The sequence below is a fragment of the Arthrobacter sp. NPDC058097 genome (genome assembly GCF_042884885.1).
Classification (GTDB): Bacteria; Actinomycetota; Actinomycetes; order Actinomycetales; family Micrococcaceae; genus Arthrobacter.
Window position 1 is genome coordinate 1 of record NZ_JBHVSZ010000009.1, and the last position, 18,600, is coordinate 18,600.

Below are 18,600 nucleotides of genomic sequence, written 5' to 3' on the forward strand. Positions count from 1 at the left end.
CCTGCTGTGAGGACGCGGAATCGCCGCGGTGATCCCGGAACCAGCCGATCAGATCAGCCATCGGGAACGACGCGGATCGGTCGGCGGCAGTCCCCCGTTCCTTGACAAAGAGGACTACAAGGGCCGGAACGTCGTCAAACGGAACTTCAATAACTTCCAGCGGTGTCTCATCGTCATTGCAACCGGGTAGAGATTTACAGTCCACGGGAAAGGCGTCCGCGGTGCTTCTACGGGCAAATGTCCTGGAGCCGCCTGATGGCCGCGCGTTCAACGAGTACGGGGACCATTGTCCGCACCGGGCCCGAATTGAAGGCCGAGTACTCTTCACAGACCGCGTCCTCAATGTCGGTCCGGGAGCGTCCGGGAAATCTGCAGGCAAGGGTGTTAATTACCGACACCACAGCATGCTGCTCTTCATTGGTTTCCATCGCTCACCTCATCATCGAAATGTCTATGGGGCTGCAGCCCTTCCGGCAGCTTGAAAGATAAGCATGCTTTCTATTATTGTCGGAGTCAATCTTCTTCGCCTGTCCCCCATCAGGCGGAGTGGTTGCCAGGAAAGCCCTGCAGCTCCACGTGCTGTGGGGCTTTTCGCTACCCGCGCTACGCGGCGGGGGTCATATCGGAACGGCAGAGGGAGTATGCAGTGGCTCAGGGTGACATTGAGACGTACTACGAAAACGGTGCCTGGAAGAACAAGCGCGAGGGCACCGGCCGCGCATTCGGCGCCGGGTACGGCACCAAAGACGAAGCGGTAGCTGCGGGCCGCGAGGCGGCCCAGGCCGACAAGGTGGAGCACGTCATCCGGAACCAGGACGGCCAAATCGGTTCCAAAAACAGTTACGGCAACGATCCCCGGAACGTCCCGGGCTGAATCAACACGCCGGCACCGGCTCCGACGGTTAACCCGGAAAGGAGCCGGTGTGCCGGCTCCTTTCGGGTTTCTCTGCAAGAAATCTAGGGTCAGTCTAGCTGAAGTGATGGCCGCATTCTGTCCCGACCTCATTGCCGGAGCGCGGCACCTGTCCTGTGTTCCTGCTTGCTGGCGTCGGACGGCGGTCCGCCGCTGGTGGGTGGCCGCTGTGGTGCGCCCTGGGCGGCGGACCGCCCGACTTCTGGAAGGTTCCTTGCCCGGGTGTGGTGATTGGGCCGGGGGCCTTGCCGGGCGGTCGGTCCGCCCGGCAAGGGGTTCATGTTTAGGCGGCTGTTTCGGTCTTTTCGCCGCTGTCGATGATGATCTGCTCGACCTCGCTTGCGGTGTATCCCCAGAGGACCAGCTGGTTCAGGTAGTCGCGGTGGGTTTGGCTGGGTGAGCGCCACGAGTCTTTTTGGATGGTCTTTTCATACCCGGCGCAGATCAGGGCGATCAGTGCGAACTCTGGCCGTGTGGTGGTCTTGGCGACGTGGTCCCGGAGCGGGTTCCAAGCCCACTGGCTGGATTCTTCGAACGTCACCCCGATCATCTCGGCGGCCACGTTGCCGTCGTAGCCGCTGGCGGTTTCGGAGTGGTGGGTGATCGCGTGGACGGTGAAGTACTGCCAGCCCTTGGGGGCCTGCTTCTTGGCCAGCAGGTTTTTGACCCATTCGCGGCGGACGGTCGTCGCGGACTGCATGAGCTTGTTGTTCTCGATCAGGGTCTTCCGCTCGGCTTTCTGTTCCTCCGTCATGGGGCCTTTGGGAGCCGATGACGTGCCGTAGCCGCTGTAGTAGCGGAGCGTGAAGCCCAGTTCTTTCCAGCCGGTGACCACGGCGACGGCGGAGTGCCCGCCGCGATAGTCCGTCTCGATGTAGACGGCGTTTCCGTCCTCGTCGGTGGCCGGTTCCCCGTCTGCCCTTTTCAGGGACGTGACCCGGAGTGTTTCGCTGTCCTCCCCGTACCCGCATTCCGGGACGACAATGGTTCCGGCCGCTTCCAGCTCGGCGGTGAGGGCGGCCAGCGCGGCGGCGCGGTCGCGCTTGTCGCGCAGTTGCTGGGTGACGTGCAGGAGCATGTCGGGTTCGTCCATGATGACTGACTCGATCTCAGCCGTGGCGTCTTCATCTGACTCAAATTCCGCGAGGATTAGGGCTTCTTCGATGGTGTAGCCCTTGCCCAGCGCGGCGGCTCCGGTGTCGGTGGACTTGGCTTTGAGGGCGGATTCGACGATGGTCTTGGTCCGTCCGGTTTTCTTGGCGATCGCGGCGGCCGGGACGCCGATCAGGGACAGCTGGTGGTAGGCGTCCGCTTCGTCCGCTTCTGTAAGTTCGGCGCGCTGGATGTTCTCGACCACCTGGGTGACGATGCGTTCGGCTTCCTCGGGGGACTCGATGATCATGACGGGAATCAGGGGGCGCTCGGCTTCGACGGCGGCGCGGGTGCGGCGCTGTCCCATCAGGACGTGCACGGCCCCGTCGTCCTTGCGGTGGGCGATAACCGGTTCCATCACTCCGTGTTCTTTGATGCTGGCGATGAAATCGGCGGTCAGGGCGGCGTCCTTCCGGACGTTGACGTCGACGGTCAGGGTAGCGGGGTCGAGCATTTCGAGCGTGGGTGTAGCGTTCATGGTTTTTGTCCTTGCAGAGACGTGGGGGTGTGGGGCGGCCCTTGGTGACCGGCCAGCGTCCCCTTCTCCCCCGACGCTTCTATGTCTGTCAAGCGGGTGGAAACGGTGCGGGCGCGGACCAAGTTGTCCCTTGGGGCGGTTTAGCGACCGGCCAGCTTCCCCTCTCCCCCCCTGTTGTTTTGGCTGCTGGCGAAGCTTGCGGAGCTGTGGCCGACGGAGGCCTGTCTACCCGCAGGGCAAGGGGCGGGAAATTCCCGGAGGAAATCAGCGACGAAGGAGCGCCGCAGGGACATTTCCTGCACCGCAGGCCCCGACGAAGGAGGGGCTAGACCGGCCGGAGCGGACACGTACAATCCGAAGGACAGCAGCCAAAACGTCGTAGACAACACAGGGCCAGGGACGGCGGAGCCCTGCGGAGCCGGCACTGGCCCCACAGCCGGCCGCGCCAGCGGACGCCCTTTCCTGGTGAGCCCTGCGAACCCTCCATTAGCAGCCCGGGTCTGCTTTCGGCCTCCTTAACCTCGGCGACCGCGCCGCCCCCAGTCGCCGGCACTGCGTGTAAGTGCCGCCACCCAAGGTCCCCGTAAATGCCTAAATGACGCCGTAACAAAGGCCCCTCTCAAAACCCCAGGACTACTTCCTAGGCCGCGAGAAGGGCTTTTTTATTTTTCCCAGATAAGGTGCAGAAACATCTCGTATTTCATATTGGGGGAACGATGAAAAAGCATGTCACTGCCGCTGCCGCTCTTCTGCTCTTCACTGCCTTGTCCGGCTGTGGGGCTGCCGCTGAAAGCTCCAGCACCGCCGCCACTACCAGTACGGCCTCGGCGCCGACACCTACTGTCACTAAGACGGTCACGGTCACGCCAACACCGACACCGGCGCCGATTAAGACGAGCGGTTCTTACAAAGCAGACCTCGCCGCCCTCGGCATCAAGCCCGACAACGTCCAGAACTTCGCCGACTTCATGAAAAAAGAGATTTGCGATGAGACCGGGACAAACCTCGGCGTTAACGTCCGCTCAATCGGCGGCAACTCGACGGGCGGCGGTCCCGACGGCGTTCGGCTCACAGTGGCGTACTTCTGCCCGACTAAGTCGCAGGAAGTCGAGTCTTACTTGGACTACTTCGATCAGTAATTAGGGCACGGAAAATGACCATTCCACGCGGCAAGAAATTCCTGGGAGTCGCCAGTCAGGCGCGCATCCAATTTCAGGACGCTAGTGCCGACCTAAGAAGCTTCCACGCGATACGGCAAATGTTGAAGGAACGCAAAAGAGCCAACCGCCATATCAACAAGGTATCGAAGGGTGTCCACGTCCTTATCGCGGCGACATGGGAAGCCTACTGTGAGGACTTGGCTCTCGAGTCCGCACGCTTTCTAGTGGAAAACGTCGCCGACTGGGAACAACTTCCCCGCCCCCTCGCCAGAAGGATCGCGAAAGAGCTTCGCGAGGATAAGCATGAACTAAGCCCTTGGAAATTGGCTGGGGAGGGCTGGCGAACGCACGTCCTAGAGAACCTCAGCAGCGCTCCCCTGTTCAACGTCCCGAAGGCGGAGAAAATAGATGACCTCTTCCTTCGGGCGATAGGCATAACTTCCATTTCAGAAAGCTGGGTCGACCCCGACGACGGCGTGGACCTCCGCGCCCGCCTTAGGCATCACGTCGAGCTTCGCGGCGCCATTGCCCACGGCACCCCGCCTGAAACGGAAGTCACGCCCGCCGTTGTCTCGGAGTTCTATCAAACGGTGATGCTACTCGCCCAGCAGACCGACGAGGCCGTAAGAGCCTTTCTCGAATCCTCGATCGGCTTTACACCTTGGGAAAAAGAGGGACTGACTCCGGCGGCCGTCGATGTTCTGTCGGAGGACCAGGAGTCCACGCCCGACGCATATACTTGACGGTTCTGGAGCCGGTATCGGGTCGGGGGCGGAACGGGGCGGGAGCCCTGCGGAGCCGGCACTGGACCCCGCAGCCGCCCGCGCCAGCGGACGCCCTTTCCTGTTTTTAAAAGGGCTGAGGCCGGCCCCTCGGGGCCGGCCTCGGTTTTTCCCTCAGCAAAAGGAAATCCAGTCATGCAGCGTCATTGCTGCATCAAGTTATAGGTCCAGCGGGGACTTCTCCCAGGAGATATCGATGATGGGCGTGCCTGGCTGCGGCATGGTCAGCATCGATAGCTCGAGGATGTCCTGGGCATGGGTGGCATCGCCAGGTGCTGCGTCGTCGTCCGTGAGGATGTACTCGTGGCTCATTTGCTGCCCCCAGGCTCTTAGTGGATCGTGTTCCTTTTCCACTGTAGCCCGACGTCCGGCTGGTTCCCGATTGTGTTGCTGCGCCCGCGGCAGCGTGATCGGCGGCCGGAGGAGCGCATGCGGGGGAGGCCGCCACCGCACCCAAGGGGGCCGGACCGGTTTCCCGGCCCGGCCCCGTTTGTTTAGCGGTGCCGCTTGTAGGCGGTTGCCTCGTTCTTCGCAACGGGGGCGATGGTTCCCCGGCTCACCAGCTGGTCCATCAGTTCGGCAAGCCGGTAGCCCGGTGTATCAGCGAGAGCCAGCTCGAAGTGGTCCGCAGCTACTGACGATTGGCCTTTGAGGTACGCCAGCCATCCGATCAAGGTCAGCAGGGGCGCCCGGTAGCCTTCGGGCGCGGCGTCGATGAGGTCCCGGGCGGTTTCCTGTGCCCGGTCTACGCGGTCCCAGTCCGGGGCGATCCCCTCCCCCATGAGCAGGTTTCCGCTGTCCTTGGCGTCCGGCAACTCGGGGTCGATCACGTTGCAGAACAACGTGTCGCGCAGGTCCGGGCGCTGGAGGCACGCCAGCAGCTCCACCGCTGTCTGCGGATCCGTCCAGCCGTCCCGGGTTAGGGCCTCGGCCCACAGTTCCCGGCCGGGGCGCAGCTCGGCGCCGAGCACTCCCGGAAGGGCGTGGCGGATCTGCTCCTCCCGGTCTGCCGGGCCTGCGAACGGGGAATAGCTGGTGCCGGGCGTTTTTTGGTAGCTGCTGCCACGGAACACCAGTTCCGCGTTGAGTTGCCCGTCGGTGATGGATTCCAGCGATTCCGGTGGGCAGCACCCGGCGTCGCTGTCGCACAGCAGGTTTTGCCAGTGCGACGGGGTGATGAGCCACGCGTCCTGCAGCGGGGTGCCTGCGCTGTCCAGTGCCTCAATGACGGCCTCGACGTGGTCGTGGAAGGGGCGGGCCTGCCCGGGCGCGGGGGTGCTGGCCGTGTAGACGGCCAGCAGCACCGCCGTGGCCTGAATGTCCAGCGCGATGTAGTCCACCATGGAACGGGCGAAACCGGCGGGTTCGGCGAACGCGGGGGCGTCGACGCGGAGTGTCGCGCCCAGCGTCTTGCCGCGCATGGTCAGGAACACGAAGGATTCACGCGGTACGAACCCGAGGGAGTGCGGGATGAAACCGAGGATGTCGGCGGGGCTGGAGATACGGATTGCGTCGTTCATGTTGAAAGTCCTTTGCTGAGGAATTTGGTGGGCGGGGGCGGTTCAGGTGACCGGCCAGCGTCCCCTCTCCCCTCCGTTGTTTTGGCTGCTGGCGAAGCTTGCGGAGCTGTGGCCGACGGAGGCCTGTCTACCCGTGAGGGCAAGGGGCGGGAAATTCCCGGAGGAAATCAGCGACGAAGGAGCGCCGCAGGGACATTTCCTGTCACGCAGGCCCCGACGAAGGAGGGGCTAGACCGGCCGGAGCGGACACGTACAATCCGAAGGACAGCAGCCAAAACGTCGTAGACAGGACAGGGCCAGGGACGGCGGAGCCCTGCGGAGCCGGCACTGGACCCCTCAGCCGGCCGCGCCAGCGGACGCCCTTTCCTGGTGAGCCCTGCGAACCCTCCATCAGCACCACCGCTTTTCCTTTTCGGCGCCCCTGACTCCGGTGGGCCGCGCACCCCGGTCCCCCACATGAGTCCTGGGCGGTTGGCGGTCCGCCGCCGCCGACCCACAGCGCAAGCCGGGCACGACGGCGGACCGCCCGCGGTGACCGCCCCGCCAAGGGGACGGCCACCTGAAGGGACTAGCTGGCGAGGAGTTCGGCCACTTCGGCCGCGTCGGACACCAGCACCGCCGCGCCTTCCTTCAGGAGCCGGTGGCATCCTGCCGAGTTGGCGCTGTGCACGCTCCCGGGGACGGCCGCGACATGCCGGGCAATGGTCTCCGCGTGATGGGCGGCGTTCAGCGCCCCCGAGCGCCAGCGGGCTTCCACGACACAGGTGACCCCGGCGAGGGCGGCGATGATGCGGTTTCTCTGCAGGAACCTGTACCGGGTCGGGGCGGAACCGGGCGGAAGCTCTGAGAGCGTCAGGCCGTTAACGCGGATCGCGGCCGCGAGGTCAGCGTTCCCGGACGGGTAGTCCCGGTCAAGGCCGCCGGCCAGTACCGCGAGGGTCGCCGGTCCTTCTCCCTGGCTTCCGGCCAACGCGGCCCGGTGCGCGTGTGCATCGATGCCATAGGCAAGGCCTGAGATCACGCAGATTCCACGTTGGGCCAGCCCGTATGCCATGTCTCCTGTCACGGAGGCGCCGTAGCTGGTCGAGTCCCGGGATCCGGTCAGGGCCACACACTTCGAAGGTGCGGGGATGCCGTTGTCGATGTTTCCCCGGTACCACAGCCCGTACGGGGCGTCGGGCAGGTCATCCAGGCCTTCCGGCCAGTGCTCATCTCCTGGGATGAGGAACCCGCCGCCCAGGCGTTCGATGGTGGCCAGATCCTTCTCCGGGTCGACCTCCGGACCCCTCGGAGCCCATCGTGTCAATGCTTCTGACAGTTCCTCGGCCGTAACCTCCGGGAGGGCGTGTACGGGCTGCACGCCGGTGGCAAGCCGCAACGCGGCGTACGCGCCGAGCCTGCCCACGAGGGCACGGCCGATACGGTCGCCGGGTTCGAAGAGTCGGGTCAGGGCAGCGCGTGCAATGCGATCGTTCATGGTTTCTCTCGTCCTTTGCTGAGGATCCGGCGGGTGGGGCGGCTCTGGTGACCGGCCAGCGTCCCCTCTCCCCGGGCGTTTGTTGCCTGCTGGCGGAGCAGCGCGTAGCTGTGCCCGACGGAGCCGGGGCAACCCGAAGGGCAAGCAGCGATGGGTTGTGGGAGGAAATAAGCGAAGCGCCGACACAAGGCATCGGCTGCGCAGCCGTCCGCAGGACGGTTGAGCCGGTGGAGCGGGCACGTACGATCCGAAGGACAGCAGCAAAAAACAGAAAAACGCTTCAACAGCCCGAGCAAAGCGAGGTCCGTGCAGTGGACCCGGGTGCTAGCTAAGCGAGGCCGGAAACCGGAGTCTTCAGGCGCCGCTTAGTTTCCGGGCTAGGTTGTGGTGCTCTCGCGTGCAGCCCGGGCTTGCTGGTGGCGGTAGAGCGTTGCGCGGCTCCAACCAACGAGACGGGCGGCGTCCTCGGCAGTGCGCCCCTTGGCGCGGGCGTCCTGGGCGATCGCGAGCTTGTCTGCGATGACGGCGGGGTCGGACAGCGGCCGGCCGAAGCGCGCGTGCCGTTTTGTCGTGCTGCAGAGATGCCGGCGAAGGCAGGATAGGTTTCTCGGAACACAGCCCTTGCCTCCCTGACAATAACCCTCTCGTTCTCGTGGTTTGCGTGGCGGTCACCCACCCCAAACTCTCATAGAAGCTACACGAAATTCTCTTCATAGCACCCTGTCAAGGCCGCGGAATCAGCTTCATGATTCGGCTTCACCGAGTCGCGGGTCATATCGCCTAAGGGAGGATCGGGTTTGCGTTCATCAGGATCGTGCTCTACCTCCCTTACTGGCGCCCTTGCTCAGAGGTCGCAATTTATCGCCACGATCCGCGCCTGCACTTTACTAACTGATGTAATATCAGTTAGTAACTGATCAAGGAGGAAACGGTGCTGTACCAAGCCCCCACTCTCGAAGACGTGGACTACCAAGTGCTTGGGGCCGTCGACGGGCTACGCGAGAAGCTTCGCTTTCAAGTTCGTGAGCCCCGCCGATGGACTGGTCTTTTGCGGCGAGTGGCTCTCGCTCGGGCGATCCGTGGCTCTAACAGTATCGAGGGCTTTCATGTAGACGTGAACGATGCCTTTGCCGCTGTCGGAGAGGAGGAGCCGATGACTGCTGACCATGCCGCCTGGTCGGCGGTCAAGGGTTATCGAGATGCGATGACCTATGTCCTGCAATTGGCAAACGAAGAGGACTTCGAGTACTCGGATGCGCTCGTTAAGAGTCTTCATTTCATGATGCAGCACTACGACCTCACCAAGTGGCCCGGGCGGTATAGGAAGGGCCCGATTTACGTATACGACGAAGACCAAGACATGCAGGTTTATGAGGGGCCAAACCCCGAGATAGTGCCAGCACTGATGCGAGAACTAGTCGTAGCTGTCAACAAACAGACCAAGACTCCCGCCATCGTCCGAGCGGCCATGGCGCACCTGAATTTAGTCATGATCCATCCCTTCAAGGATGGGAACGGGAGGATGGCGCGGTGCTTACAGGCACTGGTTCTAGCCCGAGAAGGTGTCCTTGCGCCCGAATTCTGCTCGATCGAGGAGAACCTTGCAAGAAACGAGCAGGCGTACTACAAGGTCCTCGCTGACGTCGGCAAAGGGAGTTGGCACCCAGAGAATGATGCCATCCGCTGGATTCGATTCTGTCTGACTGCACACTACCGGCAAGCGCTGACGGTACTCCGTCGCACCCAGCAGGCAGAGATGCTTTGGGGTGTTGCTGAACGTGAAATCCACGCAGCTGGACTAAACGAAAGGTGTATAGGCCCGTTCTTCCACGCGCTTTCGGGGTATCGGTTACGCAATCAGACATATAGAGAAATCGAAGATGTCTCCGTGAATTTGGCGAGCCGTGACCTAGCAGAGCTTGTGTCGGCGGGTCTACTCGAAGCTTTTGGCGCAAAGAAAGGGCGACATTACGAGCCTGTAGAACGGCTCAAAGAGGAAAGCTTGGAAGTTAGGGCGAAAGTACGCCGCGAACATCCCTTGGATGCAGACCCCTACGAGGCACTCGCTGAAGGAGGACGGCTAGAAGGCGCCACGGAAGTTTTTGAGCCGAGACTGTTTTAGCTGATCCTCTCTGTTGGTCGAGCAATAGATAAGCTCCGCCGCGCCGAAGTTCCCTGCTATTCAACCCCCTACCTCTATCTGGATTTACATCATGAACGCACGGCTTATGGTTTCACCACCGCAACTACGGCAGAAGCTCAATGAGGCTATGACCCAGGGCTCAAACCTCCTCGCCACCGACGCCAGAGATGACTTGACTGTCCTCTCGGCCGGCTATCAAACCTGGGACAAACGAAATCAACTCATCTTGGAAGGCAGCTTCGAAAACAAGTCGTTTTTCCAATCCGGGCCAAAAGCTGATTACTTAGACTTCCGCGGACTTTCGTACGGTTTCGGGCTGGACCACGTCGAGGAGGTCAGTCCCGAAGGATTGCGAAATGACATCGAGAAGAAGATTCAGAGGCTCGCCGTGATTAGAGACAACTTGGACCTTTACAGGTATGAATCTGTGACACATGACGATCGAGGCGCCGCCCGGGAGTCACCTTCAATTTTTCTAATCCATGGCCGGGCGGAAGCACCCCGTCTCCAGGTCCAGAATCTGTTGCTCCGCGCCACCGCTCACGAAGCGGTAGTGCTGATGGAGAAGACCAACCAAGGTGCAACAATTATCGAGAAATTGGAGGAACAGCTAGGCCAACGGGCTGGTTTCGCGGTGGTGATCATCACCGGAGATGATCAGGGCGGCCTGGTTGGCTCGCCAGAAATGCAACCGCGCGCCCGTCAAAACGTGATCTTGGAACTCGGTTATGCAATGGGCCGAGTAGGACGACGCAACGTCACAATTCTCTACGAAGAGGGCGTGGAACTCCCCTCAGACATAGCAGGAGTGGCGTACTACCCTCTCGACTCGCATGGTGGCTGGCAGCGTCACCTGCTCGGTGACTTGAAGGCAGCCGGATTCCACGTGAGTTCAGAGGCTTTGCTGTCGTAAATTGCCTGACCTGCTCCCCACGCAAGCGGAGCCCGAGTTTCTCGCCCGCAAATGACGATGATCCTATCGGGGTCCTTCCCAGATGAGCGTGGTTAGGGCGGTCCGAGACTGCCGCCAGAGCATTGGATACGCTGCTCGGTGTCAAGGGCGTCCACATCAGCTCTGTCACCGTGGCCGGGGCCAGCCTGGTTCTGAGTGCGGGATGATGTCACCGACTGTCCGGACTGCGGTGTCGTTGCCGTGGGCCATGGCCGTCGTCCGGTTCGACTCCGTGACATCCTGTGTTTCGGCCGGCCGGTGCGGCTCCCGTAGGCCAAACGCGTCTGGCGATGTCCGGACCCGGACTGCCCGAGAACTACGTTCATCGAGGAGCATCCGATGGCACGATCCCGGGCGAAACTGACAGCCACGGCAGTCGGGTGGGCGACCGATGCGCTGCAGCGTTTCGATACCTCCGTTTCCGCTCTGGCCCACCAGCTCGTCGTTTCCTGGAACACCATCTGGGACGTTGTCCGAGTGGAGGCAGCTGTCCAGCTACCAAAGCCATACCCGCCACCCCTGAGTAGCCGCGACCCTACAAACGGCCGAGGAACTGATGCCGGTGACAACATAAGGACAGCAGCCAAAAAACGTCGAAGACGTAGACAACGGGTTCAGGGTGTGACGGAGCTCTGCGACGGGCGCGCCCTAAACCCCGACAGCCGGCCGCGCCAGCGGACGCCAGATTCCCGTGCGGGCCCTGCGCCTCGGGGCCGATGGGCTTCCAAAGGCCCCCGGTTTACCAGGATCGGGAAGACAGGCTTGTGCCGTCCCACCTAGCTACGCTCACGGACAAAGGACTGCGGGCCCCGGCGCCGGGGCGCCCGGACTGTTCGCCATACAGCCGGGCCGGCGGAAAGGCATTCCCTCGCACCCGCGACCGCCACGAGTGACAAAGGGCCGCAGCAGCTCGGTCAGCGGTGCGGGTGGCAGGATGGTGCCGTGATGACCAGGCGGCGTACTGCGGCTCCGAACGCGGAGTGGGTACTGATGTATCGGGGCGGGCTCACCCGCTCCCGGATCGCCGCGCTCACCCGGGCGCCGGCCGCGACCGTCGGTTACCACCTGTCCGTGGCACGTGGCGCGGACCCGGGACTGCAGGCCGCCCACGAGCAAGCCGCGGGCCCACCGAGAATGCGGGTGGGCGGGCAGGGGCTGGCGCGGATGCGCCAGCTCGTGGCCCTGGTCCAGGAAACGGGTCGGTACCCTTCCCGCACCGCAACCGACACGGATGAGCGGAGGCTGGCGTCCTGGTTGGAGCGGCGCCGCCGCAACGCCGCGACTGGGACACTCGCACCGGCCTACCGTGACGGGCTGGCCGCCCTGCCGGACTGGCAACGGCCGCCGCGGTCCGTGGCCGATGAGGCCAGATGGCAGGACCGGCTCGCCGCCTTGTCGCGGTACCGGGCGGCAGGGCACGACTGGCCCCGGCATAAGGCCGTCGTGGCCGGCGAAGAACACGACCTCGGTGTCTGGTTGCATTTCCAGCGCCAGAAGGCACGCCGCGGCGAGCTCGAACCGGCCAAGGCAGGCGCGCTGGATGAAATGCTGCCGGGCTGGCGCTTCGGGCGGCAACGGGGCCGCAAACGCCGCACGGGCACCGTGTAACCGCGACTTCCGTCACTGACAGCAGGCAAACCACCAGGACCGGGTAAACGGGTTGTGCCCACTGGGGGCAGGTGGAGCCCTCCGGACAGCTCAAAGCTGTTCCCATTGGCGTGCAACCTGTACCGTCCACGCCGGGACAAGGGCCTCGTGCGTCCCGATGGCAGTTGGAGGATTCCTTACTGTCCGACCCCGGGTCTAAACTTGGAATCTATCGAACATATATTCGAAAAAGGTGTGTTGTGGCCGTCATTGTTGGTCCCCGTGTGCTAAACGCGGGCGTGTCCTTGTTGTCCGTGCTGGTCTCCCCGGTCCCGGTCGCGGCCGGGTACCCGTCGCCGGCGCAGGACTACTTCGACGGCCGGATCGATCTGAACGAGCACCTGATCAAGGACATCACCAGCACCTACGTGGTGCGGGTGACCGGGGACTCGATGGAAGGCGCCGGGATCAGCGACGGGGACGAACTGATCGTGAACCGGGCCCTGGAAGCGCAGGACGGCTCGGTCGTGGTCGCGGTCCTGGACGGGGAGCTGACCATCAAGCGTTTGCGGATCACTCCAGCCGGGGTGGTGCTGCAGGCGGAGAATCCGGCGTACCCGGACATCCAGGTCCCGGCGTTGTCGGACCTGACGGTGTGGGGCGTGGCGACGAGGTGCCTGCACCATGTCTGAGGAAAGCAATGTCTAAGCCCGTGGTGATGCGGCGGATGCCGCAGATCGCCCATGTGGACGTGAACTGCTTCTACGCCTCGGCCGAACGCGCCTTCAACCCGTCGCTGGAGAACCGGCCTGTCGTGGTGCTCTCCAACAACGACGGCTGCGCGGTGACCCGCTCCCCGGAAGCGAAAGCCCTGGGCATCCCGATGGGTGAACCCTGGTTCAAGCTCGCCCCGCGCGCGAAGGAATGGGGCCTGGTTGCGCTCTCGTCCAATTACGAGCTCTACGGGGACATCAGCGCCCGGGTGATGGAGCTGCTGGGCCGGTACTCGGCCTGGCTCGAGGTCTACAGCATCGATGAGGCCTTCCTCGGCGTCAAAGGCTCCCCCGCCGAACTCCTCACCCTGGGCCAGGCCATGAAAGCCGCGGTCGGCCGGCACGTCGGCGTGCCGGTCTGCGTCGGGATCGCCCCCACCAAAACCCTGGCGAAGCTGTGCAACAAGTGGGCCAAACACAACCCGGCCTTCGGCGGGGTCTGCAACTGGGACTCCGTCCCCGCCCCTGTACGGGAAGCACTGCTGGGGAAGTTGTCCGTGGAGGAAATCTGGGGCGTCGCCGGCCGGCTGACCAGACGCCTGAACGCCATCGGCATCCACACGATCGCCGACCTCACCTGCGCGGACCCGGTCGCGATCCGGGACAGGTTCTCCGTGGTCATGATGCGCACCGTCCTGGAACTGCAGGGCACCCCGTGCATCCCGATGGAGGAAGAACGCATCGGCCGGGACCAGCTGATCTTCTCCCGCTCCTTCGCCACACCCGTCACCACCGCCGCCGGGCTCCGGCAGGTCCTCTCCGTCTACGGCCAACAGGCCTCAGCCCGGCTGGGTAAGCACGGGCTGCAGGCCAAGGTCCTCACCGCATTCGCCGGCACCTCGCACTACAACCAGCACCAGAGCTCCTACCCGTCTGTGTGCGTGGCACTGCCGATGCCGACCGCGGACCCGGTCCTGCTCACCCGCGCCGCGCACGCGCTGCTGCCCGCCATCCAGGAAGGCACCAAATACGCCCGCGCCGGGATCATGGTCACCGACCTGCGCTCCACCGGCAACCAATCCCCTCTTGAGCCCTTCGAGAACCCGCACGAGGAACGCCACATCGGAACCCTCCTCGAAGACGTCACCCGCCGGTACGGGCGCGGCGCCATCGGCCTGGGCCACGCCGGCATCAAAACCGGCCTGGACTGGACCATGAAACGCGACATGCTCTCCCCCCGCTACACCACCCACTGGGACGAACTCCCCCTCGTCAAAGCCGCCTAACAAACACCCCCGACGACCAGCACCAACACGAAAGACAAACGAATGACGATCACCCACGAACCCTGCACCACCAGCCCTGCCGGCCCCACGCTCAAGACCCCACCCGCAACCGCGACAACGAAGCCCGGCGTGCCGGTACAGGTCCGGTTCAACCCCGCCGGAACTCCCCTGGCAGTCCGCCACGACGGACAGATCTGGGCGGTCGCGGCCGAACCGGTGCACTGGTTCGAACGCTGCGACTGGTGGCACACCGGCACCCGGGCCGCCATCGGCTCCGGGGACCTGGTCAGCGTCGAACACTGGCGCGTCCAGGTCCGCGCCAGCACCGCGGCACCGTTGCGGACGTTCGAGCTGCGCCGCGATCCGCTGTCGGAGCAGTGGCTCCTGGTTTCCATCACGGACGGGTAAGGGGCGATCGTGGGTGGGTTCTCCGGCCCGGTGCCGGACGAGATGTGGGCGGCGCTGCGCCGTGAGTTCGGACTTCTGCCACTGGAACAGGTGCGCGCCCGGCTCAGTGCACTGCCGGATCCGGAGCCGGCGCTGCGGGCCCTGGTCCGGGTGTTCATCGACGACGGGACCTTCTGCCCGGGCTTCCAGTTCACTACCGGGGGCCAGCTTGATTCCCGGGTGACGGCGCTGTTCCGGGCAGCGCTGGAGGCGAAAGTGCCGCACAACTACTTCGCCCTGTGGAAGATGACCCCGGCCCGGGAGCTGTCCTGGGCCCGCCCGGTGGACCGCCTGGACGAAACCAGCCAACTCGTCCGGCTCCTGCAGGCTGGCGCGGGGGCTGAGGCTATGGAGCGGAGCGTGAAAGGCCTTCTCTTTGTCAGGGGCGCCTGACACAATCGCTGTCAAGGATTCCTGACAGGAGGCGTTATGAGTTGGTCGACGGACTACAGCGAAGGTCATGAGGGGTGGGCGGCCAGCGTCACCCCCGATGGACGGCGCACGGGCAGCTCAACGGGCCAGGGAATGCTGGTCGAGGGGATCACCGGCCGCTACGAACGGGACACCACCCTGCCGGACTACGAGGTGGTTCCGCACCGGGAGATCATCGGATGGCAGGGCCAGTGTGAGTGCGGCTGGCAAGGAGAGCTCTGGGAACGCGTCCCCTCGGCAGAGGAAGCCGACGCAGGCCGGCGCAAAGTTCACCTTCCCTTGGAAAAGTCCGCCCATGCCCCGGAAGCGGTCGAAGATGCCATCGGCGATGAATGGCTCGAACACGTCGCGCCCTTCGGCGCGGTGGCTGGGGTGGAGGCCGCCGCCCGCGACTACGCCCAGGCCGGACGGCGGCTGGACAAGACCGTCGCGGCCGCCAAAGCCGCCGGGGCGACCTGGGCGGACATCGGCCGCGCCGCCGGGATCACCCGCCAAGCCGCGCACGAACGCTGGGCAGACAAATAGGCGGCATCCGGGGAACACGATCCGGCCCGCACGCGCGGTGCCTGGCGTAGCCTTTGGGCCATGGGACCGATGTACGACGATCCGCGGCTGGCCGCGCTGACCCTGCTGCGCATCGCCGCCGAGGAATCCGAAGGTCCCAGTGAACTGACCGGCCGGATGCACGCGGTCCTGGACGACCTCGTGAAGCGCAATGGCGCCGGGTATCTAGCGGAGCTGGCCATCGCCCTCGCCCGGACCGGGTTCATCGCCCTCGATGAACACGCCCGGGCCACCGGGAACAGCACCGCCGAAATCCTGGACGCCGTCGAGATCGACACGATAGAAGGCCTCGATGACGGATTCTAGAGTCGGTGCGGGATTGCCCTCGGGGCTTGCCCCGCCGGTGAAAGTCGCCCTCGCCCGTCCCGTCACGAAGTTGCCCCGCGCCCAGCCCGGGAACCTGCTGTACGAGGCCAAATGGGACGGCTACCGCTGTATCGTCGTCCGGGAGAATGACGGGGCGACGCTGCGGTCGAGGCAGGGCAAAGACCTGACGAAGTACCTGCCCGAGCTCATTCATGTCTTGGAGGCTGCCGTCCCTCCCGGGTGCGTGATCGACGGCGAGGCCGTGATCTGGGCCAACGGCCGCCTCAACTTCACCGCCCTGCAACAGCGCCTCAGCGCCGGCCCGAAAACTCTTCCCGGACTGGTCCGGCAGACCCCGGCCAACTTCGTCGCGTTCGATGTCCTCGCCGTAGCCGGACACGACGCCCGCGGCCTGCCGCTGCACCAGCGAAGGGCCCTCCTGGAAGAACTCGCCACCGGCTGGGAGCCACCACTGTCCCTCTCCCCCACCACCACTGACCCCGATGAAGCCGCCCGCTGGTTCGAAGAACTGCCCCACACAGGAGTGGAGGGGCTCATCATCAAAAACACCAACGAGCCGTACACGCCAGGCGTCCGCTCCTGGCTGAAGCTGAAGCACAGAGAAACTGTAGACGTCATCTGCGGGGCCGTGATCGGACCGATCACCCGACCCTCTGAAGTCGTCGCCGGCCTGATCCTCGAGGGTGAACTGCGGATCGTCGGCCGGTCCACCCCCCTGAAGACCGCTGACGCCCGGGACCTTGCCCGATGGCTGAAACCGCCAAAGAATCAGCACCCTTGGCCGGTCAGCGTGAAGGGCACGACACTGGACAGGTTTAACCGCGACAAGGAACCCGTCGCCCTGACACTTGTGGAACCCTTGGTCGTGGAAGTCTCCGCCGACACCGCCTGGTCGGGCCGGTCTTTCCGGCATCCCCTCCGGCTGCTCCGGGCCAGACCGGAACTGTCGCCCGCCGATGTCCCCCCGCCGGGCAGGTCCACACGGGTTAGCGGTCAGTGCGGATGGTGATGAGCTTTTGTCCATCTTGAAGACGCGCGTAGAGGTCATCCCGAGCCTCTTCGTAACTGTCACCTTCGACGTCGAGGTATCCGTAGCTGCCGTCGGAGTTAGTAATGGTGCCGGTGGGTTTCACTGCTTTGAGTCTATGTGGCTGCAGGTTCGACGGGCTCGATGAGTTCGGGTCCGTTGTTCCGCACACTGTTCGCGCGGGGGCTGACGATCCGGGGTATCAGGGTCGGTTCGGGCAAGGACTCCAGCAGATGCCGCACAGCGTTCTTGTCGGTCAGGTCCGGGTCGAGCCATTCCGCGAAGCGGTCCCTGGGGATGATGACCGGGGAGCGGTCATGCACATGGCCCAGCGCGTCCTGCGTCGTCGTGGTGAGCACGGTGCAGCTAAGCAGCCACCGGCCCGGGTCGTCCTCGGGCAGGGATGGGTCCGCCCACCACTCGTACAGCCCGGCGAAGCCCAGCAAGGGCTCCTTCTCCGAGTACAGGTAGTTCGGGATCTTCTTCCCGTCCTCGGTCTTCTGCCACTCGTAATAGCCCTCGGCCGGCACGATCGCACGCCGCTTTACTGCAGCCTTCCGGAAGGACGGCTTCTCCAGGATTGACTCACTGCGGGCGTTGATCAGCTTGGAGCCGATCTTGATGTCCTTCGCCCAGGACGGGACCAGACCCCAACGCGCAATGAGTAGATGCCGGTCAATCGTGCCCTCATCCAGACGTTCAGCAACGATCGGCACACTCTGGGTCGGCGCCACATTCCAGCTCGGAGGCGGCGGGCTCCCCTCCACCTCTTTGGCCTCAAAGTGGCTCAGAAGGTCACCAGTGGCTTTGGACATCACATATCTGCCGCACATGAGGCCATTCTGCCCGAGAACCCTCGGGAGCATCGGGAACGGACTGCCAACAATCCCAAGACGAACCATCGGCCCGGCATTGCACCTAAATGTCACATGCTCAGACTATGCTCCGCTCATGACTATAGATGCAGTAACAGCACTAGTTCTCGCATGGTCTGCTTCTCCATTGGGCGTTGGTGTTCTCACGGGCGTCATCGTTGCCGCCGTACTTTCTCTGCCACGCCTCGTCCGTTGGTTCATTCGAGGAATCATCAGCGCCCTAAACCTCATCGATCGAAGAACCTCAGCCAAGCATCCGGGCCTTCTTTAAAGAAGGCTCAATCCCAGGTGGTCCCGATCCGTTCACTCTCCACCGGGCTGCAGACACTTCAACTCCTGCGGTCGAGGGACCAACGCGCAGCATGCAGCCTAACCGCCGCCGTCATTTACAAGCAGATAAGGTGCGTGCCAATGATCCGAAGCGCGTTCTCATGAAACAAATGAACATTCGGTACGCCGGAGGCTGTCGGCTCTGCGGCGTCTCTCTTCCGGCCGGGACAAAAGCAGGTCGTTCGGGACCTTGTCGGGGATGTTCCGGTCACCGGGGCGCTGTGCTTCATCGAAGCAGACTGGCCCCTGATCGGAGGAGCGTTCTCGACTCGCGGCGTTCACGTGCGCTGGCCGAAACGGCTAGCCAAGGTGCTTGCAGCGGAGACAGCCGGCGATGTTGATGTGGCCAGAACGCGCGAGTGCATAGCTTCGCGGTTCAAGCCTGCGTGACATCAGGAGCCGACGTTCAAAGCTGCTCGGGAAGCCCATTAAGGG

At 63.9% G+C, this 18,600-nt stretch carries 20 protein-coding genes and 1 pseudogene; 13 read left to right on the forward strand and 8 right to left on the reverse strand.

Going from position 1 to position 18,600, the window contains the following annotated elements:
• Positions 1 to 227 precede the first annotated feature (227 nt).
• Complete coding sequence (locus ACFVTE_RS15900; protein WP_387101917.1) at positions 228 to 428, reverse strand: three-helix bundle dimerization domain-containing protein; 201 nt, start codon at positions 426 to 428, stop codon at positions 228 to 230.
• A 218-nt stretch (positions 429 to 646) separates the two neighbouring features.
• Between ACFVTE_RS15900 and ACFVTE_RS15905 the strand changes: the two genes are divergently transcribed.
• Positions 647 to 874, forward strand: coding sequence for a DUF2188 domain-containing protein (locus tag ACFVTE_RS15905; RefSeq protein WP_387101919.1), 228 nt, complete (start codon positions 647 to 649; stop codon positions 872 to 874).
• A 322-nt stretch (positions 875 to 1,196) separates the two neighbouring features.
• Here the strand turns inward: ACFVTE_RS15905 and ACFVTE_RS15910 are convergent, their stop codons facing one another.
• The gene (locus ACFVTE_RS15910; RefSeq protein ID WP_387101921.1) at positions 1,197 to 2,543 is read right to left on the reverse strand and encodes a ParB/RepB/Spo0J family partition protein; all 1,347 of its coding nucleotides are present in this window, start codon (positions 2,541 to 2,543) and stop codon (positions 1,197 to 1,199) included.
• A 716-nt stretch (positions 2,544 to 3,259) separates the two neighbouring features.
• On the opposite strand from ACFVTE_RS15910, the gene ACFVTE_RS15915 reads away from it, so the two are divergent.
• On the forward strand, positions 3,260 to 3,682 hold the full coding sequence (locus ACFVTE_RS15915; protein WP_387101922.1) for a hypothetical protein: 423 nt from the start codon (positions 3,260 to 3,262) through the stop codon (positions 3,680 to 3,682).
• Between the two features lie 14 nt (positions 3,683 to 3,696).
• Complete coding sequence (locus ACFVTE_RS15920) at positions 3,697 to 4,446, forward strand: HEPN domain-containing protein (protein ID WP_387101924.1); 750 nt, start codon at positions 3,697 to 3,699, stop codon at positions 4,444 to 4,446.
• A gap of 198 nt (positions 4,447 to 4,644) precedes the next feature.
• On the opposite strand, the gene ACFVTE_RS15925 is transcribed toward ACFVTE_RS15920, so the two are convergent.
• From ACFVTE_RS15925 to ACFVTE_RS15940, 4 genes and pseudogenes are all read right to left on the reverse strand, one after another.
• Positions 4,645 to 4,797 carry a hypothetical protein gene (locus tag ACFVTE_RS15925; RefSeq protein ID WP_387101925.1) on the reverse strand — a complete coding sequence of 51 codons (153 nt, stop codon included), beginning with the start codon at positions 4,795 to 4,797 and terminating at the stop codon, positions 4,645 to 4,647.
• 182 nt (positions 4,798 to 4,979) lie between these two features.
• Entirely contained in the window at positions 4,980 to 6,005 is a 1,026-nt protein-coding gene (locus ACFVTE_RS15930) for a DUF4192 domain-containing protein (protein ID WP_387101927.1), read from the reverse strand.
• Between the two features lie 568 nt (positions 6,006 to 6,573).
• Positions 6,574 to 7,482 (reverse strand): DNA-processing protein DprA, encoded by a 909-nt coding sequence (dprA, locus tag ACFVTE_RS15935; RefSeq protein WP_387101928.1) that lies wholly within the window; start codon positions 7,480 to 7,482, stop codon positions 6,574 to 6,576.
• A gap of 377 nt (positions 7,483 to 7,859) precedes the next feature.
• A pseudogene (locus ACFVTE_RS15940) lies at positions 7,860 to 8,071 on the reverse strand (recombinase family protein); the annotation flags it as partial.
• Between the two features lie 342 nt (positions 8,072 to 8,413).
• Here ACFVTE_RS15940 and ACFVTE_RS15945 point away from each other — a divergent pair.
• From ACFVTE_RS15945 to ACFVTE_RS15990, 10 genes are all read left to right on the forward strand, one after another.
• Positions 8,414 to 9,604, forward strand: a complete 1,191-nt coding sequence (locus ACFVTE_RS15945; protein WP_387101930.1) for a Fic family protein — start codon at positions 8,414 to 8,416, stop codon at positions 9,602 to 9,604.
• A gap of 91 nt (positions 9,605 to 9,695) precedes the next feature.
• Complete coding sequence (locus ACFVTE_RS15950) at positions 9,696 to 10,538, forward strand: TIR domain-containing protein (protein WP_387101931.1); 843 nt, start codon at positions 9,696 to 9,698, stop codon at positions 10,536 to 10,538.
• A 984-nt stretch (positions 10,539 to 11,522) separates the two neighbouring features.
• Positions 11,523 to 12,185, forward strand: a complete 663-nt coding sequence (locus ACFVTE_RS15955) for a helicase associated domain-containing protein (RefSeq protein ID WP_387101932.1) — start codon at positions 11,523 to 11,525, stop codon at positions 12,183 to 12,185.
• A gap of 239 nt (positions 12,186 to 12,424) precedes the next feature.
• The gene (locus ACFVTE_RS15960; RefSeq protein ID WP_387101934.1) at positions 12,425 to 12,856 is read left to right on the forward strand and encodes a LexA family protein; all 432 of its coding nucleotides are present in this window, start codon (positions 12,425 to 12,427) and stop codon (positions 12,854 to 12,856) included.
• A 26-nt stretch (positions 12,857 to 12,882) separates the two neighbouring features.
• On the forward strand, positions 12,883 to 14,163 hold the full coding sequence (locus ACFVTE_RS15965) for a Y-family DNA polymerase (RefSeq protein ID WP_387102339.1): 1,281 nt from the start codon (positions 12,883 to 12,885) through the stop codon (positions 14,161 to 14,163).
• A gap of 42 nt (positions 14,164 to 14,205) precedes the next feature.
• Positions 14,206 to 14,571: a hypothetical protein gene (locus ACFVTE_RS15970; protein ID WP_387101935.1), complete on the forward strand. Its 366-nt coding sequence runs from the start codon at positions 14,206 to 14,208 to the stop codon at positions 14,569 to 14,571.
• Between the two features lie 9 nt (positions 14,572 to 14,580).
• Complete coding sequence (locus ACFVTE_RS15975) at positions 14,581 to 15,003, forward strand: hypothetical protein (RefSeq protein ID WP_387101936.1); 423 nt, start codon at positions 14,581 to 14,583, stop codon at positions 15,001 to 15,003.
• Positions 15,004 to 15,039: 36 nt separating this feature from the next.
• Positions 15,040 to 15,567, forward strand: coding sequence for a hypothetical protein (locus ACFVTE_RS15980; RefSeq protein WP_387101938.1), 528 nt, complete (start codon positions 15,040 to 15,042; stop codon positions 15,565 to 15,567).
• Between the two features lie 60 nt (positions 15,568 to 15,627).
• Positions 15,628 to 15,912 (forward strand): hypothetical protein, encoded by a 285-nt coding sequence (locus ACFVTE_RS15985; RefSeq protein ID WP_387101940.1) that lies wholly within the window; start codon positions 15,628 to 15,630, stop codon positions 15,910 to 15,912.
• On the forward strand, positions 15,899 to 16,942 hold the full coding sequence (locus ACFVTE_RS15990; protein WP_387101942.1) for an ATP-dependent DNA ligase: 1,044 nt from the start codon (positions 15,899 to 15,901) through the stop codon (positions 16,940 to 16,942). Before ACFVTE_RS15985 ends, ACFVTE_RS15990 begins: the two co-directional genes overlap by 14 nt.
• On the opposite strand, the gene ACFVTE_RS15995 is transcribed toward ACFVTE_RS15990, so the two are convergent.
• Positions 16,920 to 17,066 (reverse strand): hypothetical protein, encoded by a 147-nt coding sequence (locus ACFVTE_RS15995; protein ID WP_387101944.1) that lies wholly within the window; start codon positions 17,064 to 17,066, stop codon positions 16,920 to 16,922. The genes ACFVTE_RS15990 and ACFVTE_RS15995 overlap by 23 nt on opposite strands.
• Positions 17,067 to 17,076: 10 nt before the next feature.
• Positions 17,077 to 17,793 (reverse strand): SOS response-associated peptidase, encoded by a 717-nt coding sequence (locus ACFVTE_RS16000; RefSeq protein WP_387101946.1) that lies wholly within the window; start codon positions 17,791 to 17,793, stop codon positions 17,077 to 17,079.
• Between the last annotated feature and the right edge of the window lie 807 nt (positions 17,794 to 18,600).